The sequence below is a fragment of the Marinobacter segnicrescens genome, assembly GCF_900111555.1.
Taxonomy (GTDB): Bacteria; Pseudomonadota; Gammaproteobacteria; order Pseudomonadales; family Oleiphilaceae; genus Marinobacter; species Marinobacter segnicrescens.
On the sequence record NZ_FOHZ01000001.1, the window covers coordinates 139,156 to 155,351 of the forward strand.

A 16,196-nucleotide genomic window follows, 5' to 3' on the forward strand; every position below is an offset into this window, starting at 1 on the left:
CCTGGGGCCGGTTTCAGTATTACTTACCGCAAAGATTAATGGAAAGCCATCGGGCGGCCAACCGGCATCGTTATTCCCAGATAATGGTCTTGTCCTGGGCATACCAGTTTTCCACCTGGCTCCGGTAGGCGTCTTCCACCACGTTGCGCTTGAGCTTCATGGTCGGTGTCAGGAAGTCGTTTTCGATGGTCCAGGGCTCCTTGACCACGACCATAAAGCGCAGGTGCTCGTGGGGATCGAGGGTCTGGTTGACGTCCTTGAGCAGCTCGACAAAGTCTTTCTCAAGCTTCTTGCGGAAAGCCGGATCTTCCCGCTTCGCCTGGGCGGCTTCAGACAGCATCACCAGGCAGAACGGAGATACCTGGTTCTCACCGGATACGCAGACGGCTTCGATGTGGTCATCCCGCATCAGTTTGTTCTCGATGGGGGCCGGCGCCACGTACTTGCCCTTGCTGGTCTTGAAGATTTCCTTCAGGCGACCGGTGAGTTTCAGGCGACCAAGTTCGTCAATCTCGCCCACGTCACCGGTGCGCAGGAAGCCATCCTCGGTAAAGGCCTCCTTCGTTTTTTCCTCGTCCTTGTAGTAGCCCATCATGGTGGTGGGGCTTTTCACCAGCACCTCGCCGTTTTCACCAATCTTGCACTCCACACCGGGTAATGCCTCACCCACATATCCGGTACGGGCACGGCCAGGCTGGGTGGTGTGGGAGTAGGCGATGTTTTCGGACATGCCATAGCCTTCGAGAAGCTCGAGGCCGAGGTTCCGGTACCACTCAAGGATGTCGTGGGACAGGGGCGCGGAGCCGGAGCCGGCGTAACGCACATGCTGCAGCCCCAGGCCGGTAAGCACCTTCTTCTTGATCAGGCGGTTCAGCAGCGGAATCCTCAGCAGCTTGTCCAGTTTCTCCTTGGGCATCTTCTCGAACACACCGTGCTGGAACTTGGTCCAGATCCGCGGTACGGCGATGAACAGGGTCGGCCTGCAACGCTGGAGGTCTTCCACAAAGGTGTCCAGGGTGTTGGCGAAATACAGGTGGAACCCTTTGTTCATGGAGACCAGCTCGCCCACATAGCGCTCGAAAACGTGGGCCAGGGGCAGGTAGGACAGGTAGCGGTCTTCACTGGTGACCTCCAGCCGGTCCGCGGCGCCCGAAGCCGCATAGGCCAGGTTATGGAAACTCAGCATAACGCCCTTGGGTCGGCCGGTACTGCCGGAGGTATACACGATAGTGGCCAGCTCATCCGCCTCACGAGCGGTGTTCTCTTCCATGGGCGGATTCTGGGACACAATATCGTCCCAGGTTTCGAAGCTGGTGGGCGGGCTAAGGGGGTAACTGATACACCTCACCGAATCCGGCACACCGGGTTTCATGGATTCCCAGTCGTCCAGCTTGCCGACAAACATTACCTCGATTTCGGCATGCTCGATGATATAGCTGACGGTATCCGCGTTCAGGGTCGGGTACAGGGGTACGGATATATGCCCGGCCATCCAGATCGCCCAATCCGACATGATCCAGTGGGCGCAGTTCTTGGAAACGATGCCGATACGGCTTTTCTCTGGCAGGTTCAGCGACTTGATATAGGTGGCCATGCGCCTGGCCTCGCCCACTGCACGACGCCAAGTGTAATCCACCACCTTGCCGTCGGTGAAAGGCTGGGTCATGTAAACGTTTTCAGCGCGGGCGGTTTCCCAATGGTAAATCAAGTTGAGCGGTAGTTTTTGTTGTGTACTCATGCGTCTTCCCGAAGACCTCTGGCTGTATCAGGCGCCGCCGTTGCGGAACTGCGCCTGTTTGTTGTTATCCTTGGAATTTCCGACGTATCTGCTGCCGGTATCTGAAGACTATGGCAAGACCATGGACCCCGTCAAAGCCGTTAACAACAAATTTGCGGCAATACCCATACTTTTACGACCGGACTGCAGCTCCGGACCAGCCACTGGCTGGTGTTATTGATGGCGCAAAAGCCGGCACCATGTGGTAAACTCCCCGCCTCCTTTTTTGCAGCTGGCCCGGCCATACCGGGCCTACCCAACACGCCAAATATCCGGAGAGACGGCTCATGGCCAAGACTTTTCTGCGCATCCTGGCAAGTACCCTCCTGCTGACCGGCTTCGGCCTGGCCCAGGCGGATGAAACCAAAACCGTTGCCATCACCCAGATTGTGGAACACCCGGCCCTTGATGCCGTGCACCAGGGCGTCAAGGACGAGCTGGCTGAGCGTGGCTACAACGAAGGTGACAACCTGGAGCTGATGCACGAAAGCGCCCAGGGCAACTCCGCCATCGCCAGCCAGATTGCCCGCAAGTTTGTGGGTGACCAGCCGGACGTCATCGTCGCCATTGCCACGCCGTCTGCCCAGACTGCAGCGGCCGCTACCCGCAACATCCCGGTGGTGTTCTCCGCCGTAACTGACCCGGTCGCTGCCAAGCTGGTAAAGAGTCTTGAAGCTCCTGGCGCAAACATCACCGGTGTAAGCGACATGCTGCCCCTGGACCGGCACCTGGACATGGTCCTGCGTGTCGTACCGGACGCCAAGACCGTTGGTACCGTCTACAACCCGGGCGAGGCCAATGCCGTCGCCCTGGTGGAACTACTGGAAGAGCGCCTGGAGGCCCGTGGCCTGAAACTGGAGAAGGCCGCTGCCACCAAGACCTCCGAAGTGCTGGGTGCCGCACGCTCCCTTTCGGACAAGGTGGACGCCATCTACCTGACGACGGACAACACCGTTATCAGTGCCGCAGAAGCAGTGATTTCTGTGGGCGAGCGCGCAAAGATTCCGGTATTCGCGGCCGATACCGCCACGGTTGAGCGCGGCGCCGTTGCCGCCATGGGCTTCAACTACTATGACCTGGGCCGCCAGACCGGCGCCATGGTCGCGCGCATCCTGGAAGGTGCCGCCACGGCCGATATGCCGGTGGAAACCCTGGACAAGCTGGAACTCTACGTGAACCCGGCCGCCGCAGAGAAAATGGGCATCACCCTCAGTGATGAGCTCATCTCCGAAGCCTCCAAAGTAGTCGGCAACGACTGAACACCCGGCAGGCCCGGCCATTGTGCCGGGCCTGCTCCAGCCTTGCGAACGCCCTCTCATGCTTAGTCAGATTGCTTTTTTCGGTGCTGTCGAGACCGGCCTCATATACGGCCTTGTGGCCTTCGGCATCTATATCTCATTCCGGGTATTGGACTTCCCTGACCTGACCGTCGATGGCAGCTTCCCCCTGGGTGCCGCTGTGGCCGCCGTGCTGATCATCGCTGGCTGGAATCCCTGGCTTGCCACCGGCATGGCCATTGTTGCCGGTATGGCTGCAGGTGCAGTCACGGCCCTGCTGAACGTCAAGCTGGGCATTCTCAACCTGCTGGCGTCCATCCTCACCATGATCGCCCTGTACTCTGTGAACCTGCGGGTCATGGGCGGTCCCAACGTGCCACTGCTGATGCAGGACACTGTCGTCACCTGGTGGGACAGCCTGTTGCCGCCGGAGTACTATTTCCTGGCGCCGGTTTTGCTGTTTGTCGTGGTCACCGCCATCGTACTGGTGTTGCTGTGGCGGTTCATGAAATCGGAGATTGGCCTGTCCATGCGTGCCACCGGCGCCAATCCCCGCATGGCCCGGGCCCAGGGTATCGCCACGGGTGCCATGGTGGTGCTGGGCGTGGCCCTCTCCAATGGCCTCGTCGGACTGGCCGGTGCCCTGGTCGCCCAGAGCCAGGGCGCGGCAGACGTGACCATGGGTGTGGGTGTCATTGTTATCGGCCTGGCCTCCCTCATCGGTGGTGAAGCCGTTATCAGCCCGACCTCGGTGCTGAGAGCCCTGCTGGCCTGTGTGGTGGGCGCGATTATCTATCGCCTGGCCATTGCCTTCGCCCTCAACGCCGATGTGCTCGGGCTGGGCGCCCAGGACCTGAACCTGATAACCGCCATACTGGTGACCCTGGCGATCGTCCTGCCCGGTTTCCGCACCAGGGTGCAGGCCAGAATGACCCGCAACAAGGCCTGAAGGAGCGAGACATGATCAGTGCAGACAACCTCAAGCTCACCTTCGGCAAGGGCACGCCGCTGGAGAACCCGGCCCTGCGGGGCATGAGCCTGACCGTAAACCAGGGCGAATTCGTCACGGTGATCGGCAGTAACGGCGCCGGCAAGTCCACCTTCCTCAACGCCCTGGCGGGGGAAGTGATTGTCGATTCCGGCCGTATCGAAGTGGACGGCCAGGACGTGACCCGGCTGCCCACCCACAAACGGGCGCGCCGGGTAGCCCGGGTTTTCCAGGACCCGCTGGCGGGCACCTGTGAAGGCCTGTCCATCGAGGAAAACCTGGCCCTGGCCATCAAGCGGGGCCAACGCCGGGGGCTCACCAGCGCCGTCAAGCGCAGCTACATGGAACGCTTCCGGGCGGCCCTCGCCAAGCTTAACCTGGGCCTGGAAAGCCGCCTGGGTGACAAGATGGGCCTGCTGTCCGGAGGCCAGCGCCAGGCCGTCAGCCTGCTGATGGCCAGTCTGACGCCCTCCTCCATCCTGCTGCTGGATGAGCACACCGCCGCCCTGGACCCGAAAACCGCTGCCTTCGTGCTGGAACTCACCCAGGACATCATCGCCGAGCAGAAACTCACGGCATTGATGGTCACCCACAGCATGAAACAGGCGCTGGAAGTGGGCGACCGTACGGTCATGCTGCACCAGGGCCAGGTGGTTTTCGACATTGCCGGACCGGAGCGGAAGGGGCTCGAGGTGAAAGACCTTCTGGACCTGTTCGAGAAACAGCGCGGCCTGGAAGTGGAAGACGACAGCCTGCTGCTGGGCTGACCGCTGCTCACCCCTTGGACAATGTGAGCAGGGCCTGACCAGCAACAGTGCCCTGCTTCACAAACCGAAACATCTGTCGCTTTGCAGACCATAAATACCCGAACCCTTGCCCCGTCTGGCTTGCCGCCGTTGCAACCGTTTTAGTGATAATTTTTTTGCACCAGCAAGCCCCTTTTAATAGCCCCTCCTTTCTTCACACAACACTATATAGTGTCTATACTCCCGCACATCCCAACTAGATATAGTGTTTGGCTCAAACCCCCGACAGGGTCGCCAAACCCGCAGTGAGCGCCGTTTACGCGGCGTTCGGACCATAAAAAATCAGGCATAACCGAGGGTGGAGATGAGCGCGAAACTACAGGTAGTAACCACAGATATTCCGATGCAGGATGCCTCACTGGACATCTGGAACAGCAAGTACCAGCTGAAAACCAAGACCGGCGAACCTGTAGACCGCACCATTGACGAGACCTACAAACGGGTTGCCAAAGCCCTGTCGGAAGTGGAGGCCAAGGGCAAGCGTGACCACTACATGAAGGAGTTCATCTGGGCCCTTCAGAACGGTGCCATCCCCGCCGGCCGGATCACCTCCAACGCCGGTGCCGAGGCCCACAAGCCGGCCACTTCCACCATTAACTGTACCGTCTCAGGCACCATCCAGGATTCCATGAACGATATCCTGGAGAAGAACCACGAAGCCGGCCTGACCCTCAAGGCCGGCTGCGGTATCGGCTATGAGTTCTCCACCCTGCGCCCCCGGGGCGCCTACGTGGCGGGTGCCGGTGCGACCACCTCCGGCCCGCTGTCGTTCATGGATATCTTCGATCGCATGTGTTTCACCGTGTCCTCCGCCGGTGGTCGCCGTGGCGCGCAGATGGCCACCTTCGACGTGCACCACCCGGACGTGATCGAGTTTATCCAGGCCAAGCGTGAAGATGGCCGTCTGCGCCAGTTCAACCTGTCCCTGCTGATCACCGAAGACTTTATCGAAGCCGTGAAGAATGGCGACGACTGGCACCTGTCGTTCCCGGTGACCGCCAAGGAAGCCGAAGACGAAGGCCTGGACCTGAACGACGCCAGCCAGTTCGTCTACCGTGACTTCCCGGTGCAGGAAGGCTACGTCACCAACGACGAAGGCAAGGTGGCCTGCCGCATCTACCGTACGGTGAAGGCCCAGTTCATCTGGGACACCATCATGACCTCCACCTACGACTACGCCGAGCCGGGCTTCATCCTCATCGACAAGGTGAACCAGATGAACAACAACTGGTTCTGCGAGGAAATCCGCGCCACCAACCCCTGCGGCGAGCAGCCCCTGCCCCCGTATGGCAGCTGCCTGCTGGGCTCGGTCAACCTGACCAAGTTCGTGGAGAACCCCTTCACCGACAAGGCCAGCTTCAACTACGAGAAGTACCGTCAGGTGGTGGCCATCTTCACCCGCATGCTGGACAACGTGGTGGAAATCAACGGCCTGCCCCTGAAGGAACAGCGCCACGAAATCATGAACAAGCGCCGTCACGGCATGGGCATCCTGGGCCTGGGCTCTACCCTGGCCATGCTGCGCATGCCCTACGGTTCTGACGAGTCCGTACAGTTCACCGAGGAAGTGGTCCGTGAAATGGCCGTGGAAGGCTGGCGCCAGTCCCTGGCCCTGGCTGAAGAGAAAGGCCCGGCGCCCATCATGGACGAAGAGTTTGAAATCACCCCCAAAATGATGGCCTGGCGCCCGCAGCTGGCGGACGACGGCTACAAGGTGGGCGACAAGGTTAAAGGGCGTATCCTCCACGCCAAATACAGTAACTACATGAAGCGCATTGCCGAGGTAGAGCCGGAGCTGGTGGAGAAACTGGCCGAGAAAGGTGGCCGCTTCACTCACCACACCTCCATCGCACCCACCGGCACCATCAGCCTGTCACTGGCCAACAATGCCAGTAACGGCATCGAGCCGAGCTTCTCCCACCACTACTCCCGCAACATCATCCGGGAGGGTCGCAAGACCAAGGAGAAGGTGGATGTATTCAGCTTCGAGCTGCTGGCCTACCGCCACCTGATCAACGCCGGCGCCATGCCGTTCTCTGACGACGCCGACAAGAAGCTGCCGGAGTACTTCACCACGTCGGACGACGTTACACCGACCCAGCACGTGGATATCCAGGCGGCGGCCCAGAAATGGGTGGACTCGTCCATCTCCAAGACCGCCAACGTGCCCACAGACTTCGCGTACCCGGACTTCAAGAACATCTACATGTACGCCTATGAGCAGGGCCTGAAGGGCTGCACCACCTTCCGCTTCAACCCGGAAGCCTTCCAGGGCGTACTGGTGAAGGAATCCGACCTGGAAAACACGCTGTATGAGTTCACCCTGGACGACGGCAGCAAGGTAACCTTCAAGGGCAACGAGCAGATCGAGTACGACGGCGAGATCCACACCGCCGCCAACCTCTTCGACGCCCTCAAAGAAGGCACTTACGGCAAATACTGATCCGGGAACTGACAGGAACTTATGACCATGACTGCAAAGATTACCAACAAGATCGTCGGCTACCGGGTCAAGAAAGCAGACCCGGAGACCCAGGCACCGGCCCCCGAGCAACAGGGCCCCAACCCGGTCAAGATGAACGAAAACATCGAACGGCCGGACTTCCTGCTGGGCACCACCTACAAGATCAAGCCGCCGGTGGCCGAGCACGCGATGTACATCACCATCAACGACATCATCCTCAACGAAGGCACCGACCACGAAAGCCGGCAGCCTTATGAAGTGTTCATCAACTCCAAGTCCATGGAGCACTTCCAGTGGGTCATCGCCCTCACCCGGGTTATATCCGCCGTATTCCGCAAGGGCGGCGATGTTACCTTCCTGGTGGAAGAACTGCGCTCGGTCTATGACCCCAACGGCGGCTACTTCAAGAAAGGCGGCGTGTTCATGCCGTCGCTGGTGGCCGAGATCGGCGCTGTCATCGAGCGGCACCTGAAGGCCATTGGTCTCATCGAAAGTGAAGAGATGAGCGAGGTGACCAAGCGCATCCTGGCGGAGAAGCGGGCTGAGTTTGAGACGGCTCAGAAGACGCCTTCCAATGATGAATCCGTTAGCGAATATCCGGCCAATGCCACACTGTGTAACAAGTGTCATACCCAGGCTGTGGTTATGATGGATGGGTGTGCTACTTGTCTTTCTTGTGGCGACTCCAAGTGTGGTTGAGGGGTTGGTAGACAGATGACGTAGTGCGAGGAGCCCGGTCGGTTTTCTGACCGGGCTTTGTAAAGAGATGAGGACCACACAAAATAGGTCGCAATTCAGCTTAGTTCGATCATGGATACGATCACTTGCGTCTTTATCTTTTTTTAATCTTTAGAGAGTAAAAAGGCGGACCTTTTTTGAAAGACTACGTTTTTTACATCTCATTAGCAGCGTTACTACTTGGCCTATTTAATCTATATTGGTCTGCGTTCCGACATTCAAGAAAGTTGTTTCTTATCCGTCTTGACTCATATTATCCTAACTTACGGCCCGAGTTTACAATAGTGAACGGCGGAAACAAAGATATATTAATCACCTCTTTGAATGGAATACTTCAGAACAACGAAGGCAACCCTAGGAGCAATATTGCAAAAAAGATTGACGCGATAGGTACGAGCACCCCAGTTATATCGTCAGAATCTTCGGTTCATTATAGGGTTGAGTTTGACACACCTATTCATGAAAATATTTTGAAGAACGGTGACGAAGATCCCCAATACAAAGAATTAAAGCTATTAGATTTCGTAATCCAAATTGAATGGATCGAAGTAAGCGGTGAAAGAAGGCGCACCTCGGTAAAATTATTCAAGTATGGCTTTGATGCAGCAGGTGAGATCAAGATGAGAAAGCCTTTAGAAGAAAAAACAAACCTCTACTCTAGACTTATAAAAACGCCTTGGAACAGCGCGAATCGCTAAAAATATGGGCCTGTAAATAAATTTGTGTGACTGCCCGCCCCATTACAGGTGGCCGTCCAGGCGGTCACCGAATTCGATAATAAAGTGATTCAATGCCAGCTTCCAATTACAGATCAGAATGGTCCATTTCATTGAGGTCTGCTGGATCGCCAGGAATAAGATAACTTTGGACAGGCACTCTTAAAAAGAAAACGTGCAACCATCGTCACTGCAACATTAGTCCAGATGCCTCAAAAGCTGAAACAGACCAGAATGCGCAGAATTTCGCCATTTCCGCCAGTTACTGGTCAGTTTTCCGAACTAAGGCCGAGACCAGCCCCGGGCAAGTGAACAGTAGAGGAGACTTCGGGGCGGTCATTAGGGGATCAGTGTAATACCCCCAGAAAATAATCTAAAGACAGGCACTCAACGATTGCGATGCAAGTTCAGGCCAAGCGAAAGCCCTATCCTCTGGACGGTTGATTACGTTTATCTACCTCGGTTAGCGGGACTATCTTGAGAAAGAGCGGGCACTTCATCGACAATGTCTCTGTTGCTTCCTTGTAGTGGTCAGTTCGTCGTGCCTTGCTCTAGCGACCCCTTATCCCACTGATTACCTGAAAGACAACTTCCCTCATCTCCATCCTCAGACAGGAGAGAGTAGCTTCGTTGTCGCCCACATGAGGCGCCATAGAAAGCATGCCCTCTGTTGCAGCGAGTAGCGATGCAATGGCACGTTCATCAACTGCATTCCCATACCTTTTAACAAAGTGCTCACAGTGGTGCTGGAATAACTGTAGTAACGTCTGCGCCGCATATGAGGCCGGCACCCCAATTCGGCGGCAGGCCTCAGCTCCCACCGTGACATAAAACGGCAGAAGAACCATATTGCATAGGTCCGAATAATCCTGATCAGCATCGCGACAAAATGCTCGCCGATACGACGTTAACCGCACGATAACCTCGCGGAAGTACGATTCAGCAGCACCATTGAACAGATCCAAGATGTCACGACTTGATCGTGACAGGTGCTTGCTAGGAAACTTTAGGTCACTAACAAGCACCGTGAAAAAATAGGGAGGAACGCGAACCGACTGAGTCGCAGGACCGCTACCGGTGTCGAAAGGAGCGGGGCCGCTCGGTGTGCCGGTATGAGCCGTCTGGGATTCCTTCTGACTACGACGACTAGACAATTCTATAGATTCGCGGGATTCTCCAGGTTTAGGCGCCGGGTGCTTCGGGGCCTGCCGGGGCGTTTGGCGCTGAGGCGCCTCATTAACCGGGGGCTGCTGGGGCTCTTGATGCCTCTCGAGCTCTTCTGCCGGTTGCGGTTCGGCTTGTCCTGGATCCCCTGCCGAATATGAATAATATGCTTCCCGGATGTCCCTCTCGTTTTCCAAACACCGCTCCCACCCTCTGCTCGGATAAAAAACCCAACCCAGCAAAGCTAAAACACTGATGCCGCCAATCATGCTTCGCGATCGGCTATCCAAGGGAGATACATCCAGAATATTTCCCACAATACCGGCAGTAAGTGAGCCGAAGGTTAGCACTAGAAATGAGGCGACCACATACATGACGAACAGCTCTCCTGAGCCAAATGGCGCGGCATAGTGCTCCTTCACCATAAAGTATTTTGTTACCATGAATGGACCAACGATAACGGATGGGATCAGGATAAGTATGAGTCGATTATCAGGGCGATCAACGCCAGATGCCCAAGCAAAAACCAGAAATAAAAGGAAAAAAATATAAGCAAAGTTTGTCCAGTGAAAAACGAGACCTCTATGATTCACGAACATGATCCTTTTAATAGCCACGATACAGCCAGAATGGGTCCATGAGATCCAGATTCCTATAGCTGGATAACAATAACAGGTCAATGGTGTCCAAGCCTAGGAGTCTGCGCGGCAGAAACGTTTTGAGCCCTCGTTTCCGCCAGACCGGATCATTGTCTGGCCGGAAGGAGTGTTCGCGATATCGGATCGGCTCCATCATCGCTTTCGATCCAGCCAGTTAACCGGTTAAAAGGGGCATCGCAGGGCCCCAGCTGTACCTACCGTGAGCCAAAGGCTGCCTCAGCGACTTATGCCAGCCTCATCAGTGAACTCATGCGCCTGAGATTGAGCGACAGACAGACAAGATCCCATTCACCCTGCACCGCCTGAAGGCCCCGCAAGCCGAACTGCCGGAAGCCCAGGACATTCTTGATCCAGCCATTCACCGCCTCAACCATGTGCTTGCGCTGAGCGTAGACTGCTCGCCCCTCCGCCGTGGTAAGCTTCTCCTCCATGCGGGCCGTCGCCGGGTACCGGCTCGCGTTTATATCTCCGGTTTTTTTGCCTTCCCGGCGCAGCGAGACGTAGCCATCTATGCCTTTTGTCTCCAATGCCTGCAAGTCTTCCTCTTTGCGATAACCCGCATCAGCCAGACATTGGCCCGGGTAACTTCCCAGAGTTTCTTTTACCTCGCCCAGCAGCGGCACCAGACAGCCGTTATCACTGGGGTTGTTACCCTGGCGGTTGCCCACGATGATCTGGAACTCGCCATCCACGGCCAGTTGGCCGTTATAGCATTGCTGGAACCCATCATTCGTTTTCATGATCCGGCTTTGGGGGTCGGTAAAGTTACTCTGGGCCTTGTCCTCCGGAACTCCATAATCTCTCTTGAAGTTCCGGCCACCCTTGGGTGAGCGGCGATCATCGTCTGGATGCCGGCCTTTGGCCTCATCTTGCGTTTTTTGATCCGCTTCCAGTTTCTCCTTCGCTGCCCGGATCTTGTCCAGCCGCCCCTGACGGTGCTGAAGCTCTTCGGGTAACTCGTCGCCCCGCTGATCCGGGCCAAACTGTTGGTCTTCCGATTCATCCACACGGCGAGCCTGGCCACAAAGCTCATCAACCTCTTTTGACAGACGGGCTTCTTCCTCCCGCATGCGGTCATAGCTCATGGCCTTGTGCTTACTGGCGTTGGCCCGGACCTTGGTGCCATCAATCGCCAGCGTACCGAGAGTAACCAATTCCGCTTCCTGGGCGATCCGGACCACCTGAATAAATACGGCCTTGAACGCAGCCAGGTGTTGCTTGCGAAAATCGCAGATAGTGCGGTGTCTGGGGAAATTGCCAGCCGCCAGGACCCGAAGGGCGACATCTTCTTCCAACTTCCGGGCGATCTTTCGTGATGAAAACACGCCGGTCGCGTACGCATAGATCAACACCTTCAACATCATCCGCGGATCGAAAGGCGAGTTGCGCCGACCGCTCCCTTCATACCGGGCGTAGAAGGCACTCAGATCCAGTTCCTCGACCACGTCACTGATGAAATAGGCCAGATGCCCTTCGGGCAGCCACTCGTTCAGGCTCGGGGGAAGAAGCAGTTCCTGATCAGGTGAATAGGGGCGGAAGGTGGTTCCCATCGGATTCTCCGGTGCTGAAGAATTTTTACGTATTATGCCAGAAGGTGGCTCCTGCCGCGCAGACTCCTAGCCAGACTTTCAAGAACCGTAAGAACCGGGACGGCAGCTATCTAGGACAGGCACTACTAAGAAACGGAAAACAAGGACAGGCACTGCTAAGAAAGAAAACCAATAAACCGCGTGCCGAGGCTGCCGCTCCAGTCGTGATCACACGCTGCGGAAAAAACCATGGACAGGCACTGCCAAGGAAGAAAACCAATGAACCGCGTGCCGAGACTGCCACCTCAGTCGTGATCACACACTGCCCAGCAGCTTTGCCTATGTTTTGAACAGTCTCGCCAAAATCAGGCATAAATTTCCGAATTGAATCCACGCAACCGCCCTGGTTGTGACCAGTCTCGACATTTTGCCTTGGAGGGTGGGTTCGTTATGCCGCTCGTCGTCGCCTGCCCTGCTCTGCCCTCTGGTTCCGGGCGTAGCGGGCCTCGAATTCACAGGCTTCTTGCAACCATTCATCGGGTGTGAGGCCCAGGCGGGCCAGAATCGGTGGGGTATGCGCTGGGATAGTGCCCCTTTTGGCGGGATGGATGAGGCGGCCTGTGTAGTCCACCAGTTCCAGGTAGTCTCTCAAGCTGAACAGAATCCCTCGCTGAACACCATTCCGCTCGCTGCCCTCAAAGTTCAGTAGCGGCTTCAGGGAAACCGGAAACTGGCGCAGGTAGCCGGAGTCCAACTGGTTCTGGATCGCCTGCGCAAGATTAATCTGCGGTGCCAGCCTTTCCTTGATGCTGGTGTGGTCCGAGGATTCCGGTGTTTCGGCCATGGCGGCTCTCACTGGATTCAGATCTACGTAGGCCATGCAGCTGAGTAAGGCCTGCTCGGTCAGGAGTGCTTGTGACTTAAAACGTGATTCCCAGAAATGGCCGGTACAGCCGTCTTCCCGGTTGGCTTCGCGAGCGATGGGTTCGTTCAGGCACTTCATGAACCAGCTCAGGTCTGTGAGGCGGGTTCTGTAGACGCTGACCGTGCGTTCGAGAAACCGGCGTTCGGCCTCCATCAGGCGCTCCCCTTTCAGGTAACGCTGAACGATGAGCGGGCCTTTATATAGGCTGCACCAACGTTCCAGTACGTCGTCGTCCGTCCAGGCTTCACTCTGCTCAGGGCACAGCTTGACCACCAGGTGGTAGTGGTTGGACATGACTGCGTAGGCGCACAGATCAATGGCGAACAGGGAGGACAGCAACCTGGCTCGCTCTTCAATCCACTGGCGCCGGTGCTCGTAATCCGTGCCGGTTTCCCGGTCATAACCGCACAGGAAGGTTCTGCGGACGCAGCGTGAAACTACGTGATAGTAGGGAGTGTCGCTGACCGCGACGAGCTGCTCTCGGGGACGGGGCATGGAATTCCTTTCCAGTGGTTGGCCTGCCGGTAACTATCGGGCAATTTCCTGTACTGCTCAATATCGTCATTGGCGACGGGATATGGCCGCGATCCGCCAAAAGCCTCTTCAACAGAATCGATATAGACAGGCATTGCGGCACCACACCCCCATCCAGGCTGCTACAGGTAACTTAACCTCTGCTCAAAAGGGCGGTTAAAAATCAGGCCATCACGCCGGGGAAAGCGTGAGCCATTTACGAGCGCCAGGTATCTGAAGCTGGCGCTCGTTTTGGTACGGTAACCTACCCCTGAATGGTCAGCACAATTTCCTCATAATCAAACCGGACCTTTGGTAACCGGGCTGCGGTATCCCAGACACTGCGATAACCCAGTGCTACGATAGCGGTACTTTCCAGTCCAAGCTTCGCCAGTCCCAGTACCTCATCGTACGCTTTGTGGTCGAATCCGGTCATGGGGCAGCTGTCGATCTGCATGGTGGCGGCAGCGGTCAGTAGGGTGCCCAGTGCAATGTAGGCTTGCTGGTGCGCCCAGGCTTGTTTCTCGGCCGGCGTTTTACCCGCCAGCGCCTGTTTCATATGCTCCACATAGCCCGCGATGTCGCTTGCAGGCACACCGCGAGCCTTCTCGAACTGGTCCACGTAGCGATCGACGGTGTGGTCGCCAATCTCTGTCTGCGCTGCAAAAATGATCAGGTGCGAGCAGTCCAACACCTTTTTCTGGCCAAAAGAGTGCGCCAGCAATGCTTGCCTCACCGCCCTGCTCTCCACCACAAGGAGCTTGTAGGGCTGCAAACCGTATGACGACGCACTTTTCCGGGCCGCATCCAGGAGTGTTTCTACGGTACGGGTATCGAGTTTTTCCGGCGAAAATTCGCGGACGGCGTAGCGCCAGTCCAGGGCTTGGTGAATATTCATAGTGATGACTCCCATAGTCGTGACGTGTTGCTGATCACTCTAGGGAACAGTTATCCATCGAAAAATAGTGAGCATTGAAGAATACTTTTTCCAAAATGGAAACAATCACGCAAGCGCGGTCACCGAGTCATCGCAACGGCTCATTCCCAATACGGTTCATCACCGAGGTGCTCATCAAGGTGTTCCAGCAAAAGTCGCACTTTGGTGGGCTGTTTGCGCCCCGGGGGAAACAACGCGAACAGGGTGTAGGGCTTGGGTGGGTATTCAGGCAGTAAGGCCACCAGTGCCCCGTTATCCAGTTCCTGTTGCACCAGAAAGCGCGGCACCAAACCCACGCCCGCGCCGTTGAGCAGGCTCTGGCGAATGGCCAGACTGCTGTCGGTACGGTAATTGCCGCTCACTACAACCTCTTCGTCGCCCAACTCCCATACCCGCGGCCGGTCGTGGAGATTGAACATCAGGCAGTTTTGTCCAGCCAGGTCGGCGGGTGTGTGGATGGCTGGCGAATGATTAAGGTAGCCCGGCGCAGCGCAGACAGTGTTACGGGATTGCCTCAACGGTTTCGCCAACAGGCTGGAATCCGCCAGGGTGCTGCGAATACGAATAGTAGAAAACCGGGACAGACTTATTTTCTCGTCGCGATTGCTTCGTCGTCCCGATTGCTTGTCCTCCGGTACCCTCGCTACAGAATCCATATGCTCCAGCGAGGGCGTTCAGCAGCCTAGAAGACGTAAATGAACCCGACACCTACTTCGGCTTCATAGTTGTTGCGTGTGATCGGGCTATCTGCAATATCGCTGCTATAGCGCTCATAGAGCGCTTCGCCGAAGATCTGCCAGTTATCGTTGATGTAAGCACGATAATTGTAATTGACGCCAATCGAGCGGAAGCCCCCGCTTAGTTCAGTCTCGTCCAGTCCTGATGCCGCAGCCTGGGTTGGGTCTACGCCAAACTGTTCATTGGCGAGATCGCTATCGTGAAATACCGCCGCGATTGAAAGTTCAGAGCCGGTTCCATCGTTCCGCTCACCGAAGCGACGACCCACCCCCACAATACCCAGGTTTCCAGTCTCACCGGTCACAATTCGACCATCCAACCAATAACGCCAGTCAGCATCGAACGCACGACGTGCCTGCAGCACGAATTCAACGCCCTCGTCTGTATCGCCAAGTCCGTCCAGCCGACCGTCATCAGAATCGCCTTCTTCGCGTCCCTCTTCGAAGCCTACTGATGCCTGCAATAGCCAGGTATCAGACCGAAGACCACGCCACCCCAACACTTCTCCGGCCCAGAAGAAGATATCATCGCCCTTGCGCCATTGTACCGCGCCAGCGGGACTGACTTCGAAGTCGAACTCATCCGACCCTTCGTAGGCAGATTCGTATTCAACACCCAGGCCCAGGCCGAAGCCCCAGCCGTCCTCACCCCGCGTGAAATCGTCGAGCGAGGGTAATGGCACCAACGCCGTTTTTTCTTCCTGTGCTAATGCGGTTTGAATAAAGAATGCAGGTGCGCAAATGGCCAGCAGTAGGCCTGTAAATTTTCTCACTTGAGTTCCGCTCGGCTATGAGTTGATGAAGAACAACACGGTAACGAATACGTGTGGCGCGAATGAATCGATCAAATATGTCAATCGTCGTCCGCGACCAATGGCGCGGTCTGGGCGGAACACCGAACGGTGTATTTGGGGTATTTGGGACAGGCACCTGGAAAAATAGTCGAACGTCCCAGGTTACTTCGGG

General features: G+C 56.6%; 14 protein-coding genes. 7 read left to right on the top strand and 7 right to left on the bottom strand.

Features of this window, described 5'->3' with window-relative positions:
• Window positions 1–70 precede the first annotated feature (70 nt).
• Window positions 71–1,738, bottom strand: coding sequence for an AMP-binding protein (locus BM036_RS00645; protein WP_091848303.1), 1,668 nt, complete (start codon window positions 1,736–1,738; stop codon window positions 71–73).
• A 326-nt stretch (window positions 1,739–2,064) separates the two neighbouring features.
• On the opposite strand from BM036_RS00645, the gene BM036_RS00650 reads away from it, so the two are divergent.
• From BM036_RS00650 to BM036_RS00675, 6 genes are all read left to right on the top strand, one after another.
• On the top strand, window positions 2,065–3,036 hold the full coding sequence (locus BM036_RS00650; RefSeq protein WP_091848304.1) for an ABC transporter substrate-binding protein: 972 nt from the start codon (window positions 2,065–2,067) through the stop codon (window positions 3,034–3,036).
• Window positions 3,037–3,094: 58 nt separating this feature from the next.
• Window positions 3,095–4,003: an ABC transporter permease gene (locus tag BM036_RS00655; protein ID WP_091848305.1), complete on the top strand. Its 909-nt coding sequence runs from the start codon at window positions 3,095–3,097 to the stop codon at window positions 4,001–4,003.
• Window positions 4,004–4,014: 11 nt separating this feature from the next.
• Complete coding sequence (locus tag BM036_RS00660; protein ID WP_091848306.1) at window positions 4,015–4,809, top strand: ABC transporter ATP-binding protein; 795 nt, start codon at window positions 4,015–4,017, stop codon at window positions 4,807–4,809.
• 343 nt (window positions 4,810–5,152) lie between these two features.
• Window positions 5,153–7,291, top strand: a complete 2,139-nt coding sequence (locus tag BM036_RS00665; RefSeq protein ID WP_091848307.1) for an adenosylcobalamin-dependent ribonucleoside-diphosphate reductase — start codon at window positions 5,153–5,155, stop codon at window positions 7,289–7,291.
• A gap of 27 nt (window positions 7,292–7,318) precedes the next feature.
• Window positions 7,319–8,011: a TSCPD domain-containing protein gene (locus tag BM036_RS00670; RefSeq protein ID WP_091848664.1), complete on the top strand. Its 693-nt coding sequence runs from the start codon at window positions 7,319–7,321 to the stop codon at window positions 8,009–8,011.
• Window positions 8,012–8,334: 323 nt separating this feature from the next.
• Complete coding sequence (locus BM036_RS00675; protein WP_143066547.1) at window positions 8,335–8,748, top strand: hypothetical protein; 414 nt, start codon at window positions 8,335–8,337, stop codon at window positions 8,746–8,748.
• 569 nt (window positions 8,749–9,317) lie between these two features.
• On the opposite strand, the gene BM036_RS00680 is transcribed toward BM036_RS00675, so the two are convergent.
• Window positions 9,318–10,523, bottom strand: a complete 1,206-nt coding sequence (locus tag BM036_RS00680) for a hypothetical protein (protein WP_143066548.1) — start codon at window positions 10,521–10,523, stop codon at window positions 9,318–9,320.
• A gap of 290 nt (window positions 10,524–10,813) precedes the next feature.
• The gene (locus BM036_RS00690) at window positions 10,814–12,139 is read right to left on the bottom strand and encodes an IS1182 family transposase (RefSeq protein ID WP_053113971.1); all 1,326 of its coding nucleotides are present in this window, start codon (window positions 12,137–12,139) and stop codon (window positions 10,814–10,816) included.
• A gap of 11 nt (window positions 12,140–12,150) precedes the next feature.
• Between BM036_RS00690 and BM036_RS19765 the strand changes: the two genes are divergently transcribed.
• Complete coding sequence (locus tag BM036_RS19765; protein ID WP_143066549.1) at window positions 12,151–12,468, top strand: hypothetical protein; 318 nt, start codon at window positions 12,151–12,153, stop codon at window positions 12,466–12,468.
• A gap of 98 nt (window positions 12,469–12,566) precedes the next feature.
• Here the strand turns inward: BM036_RS19765 and BM036_RS00695 are convergent, their stop codons facing one another.
• From BM036_RS00695 to BM036_RS00710, 4 genes are all read right to left on the bottom strand, one after another.
• Complete coding sequence (locus BM036_RS00695; RefSeq protein WP_091848311.1) at window positions 12,567–13,538, bottom strand: transposase; 972 nt, start codon at window positions 13,536–13,538, stop codon at window positions 12,567–12,569.
• 283 nt (window positions 13,539–13,821) lie between these two features.
• Window positions 13,822–14,454: an NAD(P)H-dependent oxidoreductase gene (locus BM036_RS00700; protein WP_091848312.1), complete on the bottom strand. Its 633-nt coding sequence runs from the start codon at window positions 14,452–14,454 to the stop codon at window positions 13,822–13,824.
• 140 nt (window positions 14,455–14,594) lie between these two features.
• Window positions 14,595–15,149, bottom strand: coding sequence for a substrate binding domain-containing protein (locus BM036_RS00705; RefSeq protein WP_245742387.1), 555 nt, complete (start codon window positions 15,147–15,149; stop codon window positions 14,595–14,597).
• A gap of 26 nt (window positions 15,150–15,175) precedes the next feature.
• The gene (locus BM036_RS00710) at window positions 15,176–16,003 is read right to left on the bottom strand and encodes a MipA/OmpV family protein (RefSeq protein WP_091848313.1); all 828 of its coding nucleotides are present in this window, start codon (window positions 16,001–16,003) and stop codon (window positions 15,176–15,178) included.
• Window positions 16,004–16,196 lie beyond the last annotated feature (193 nt).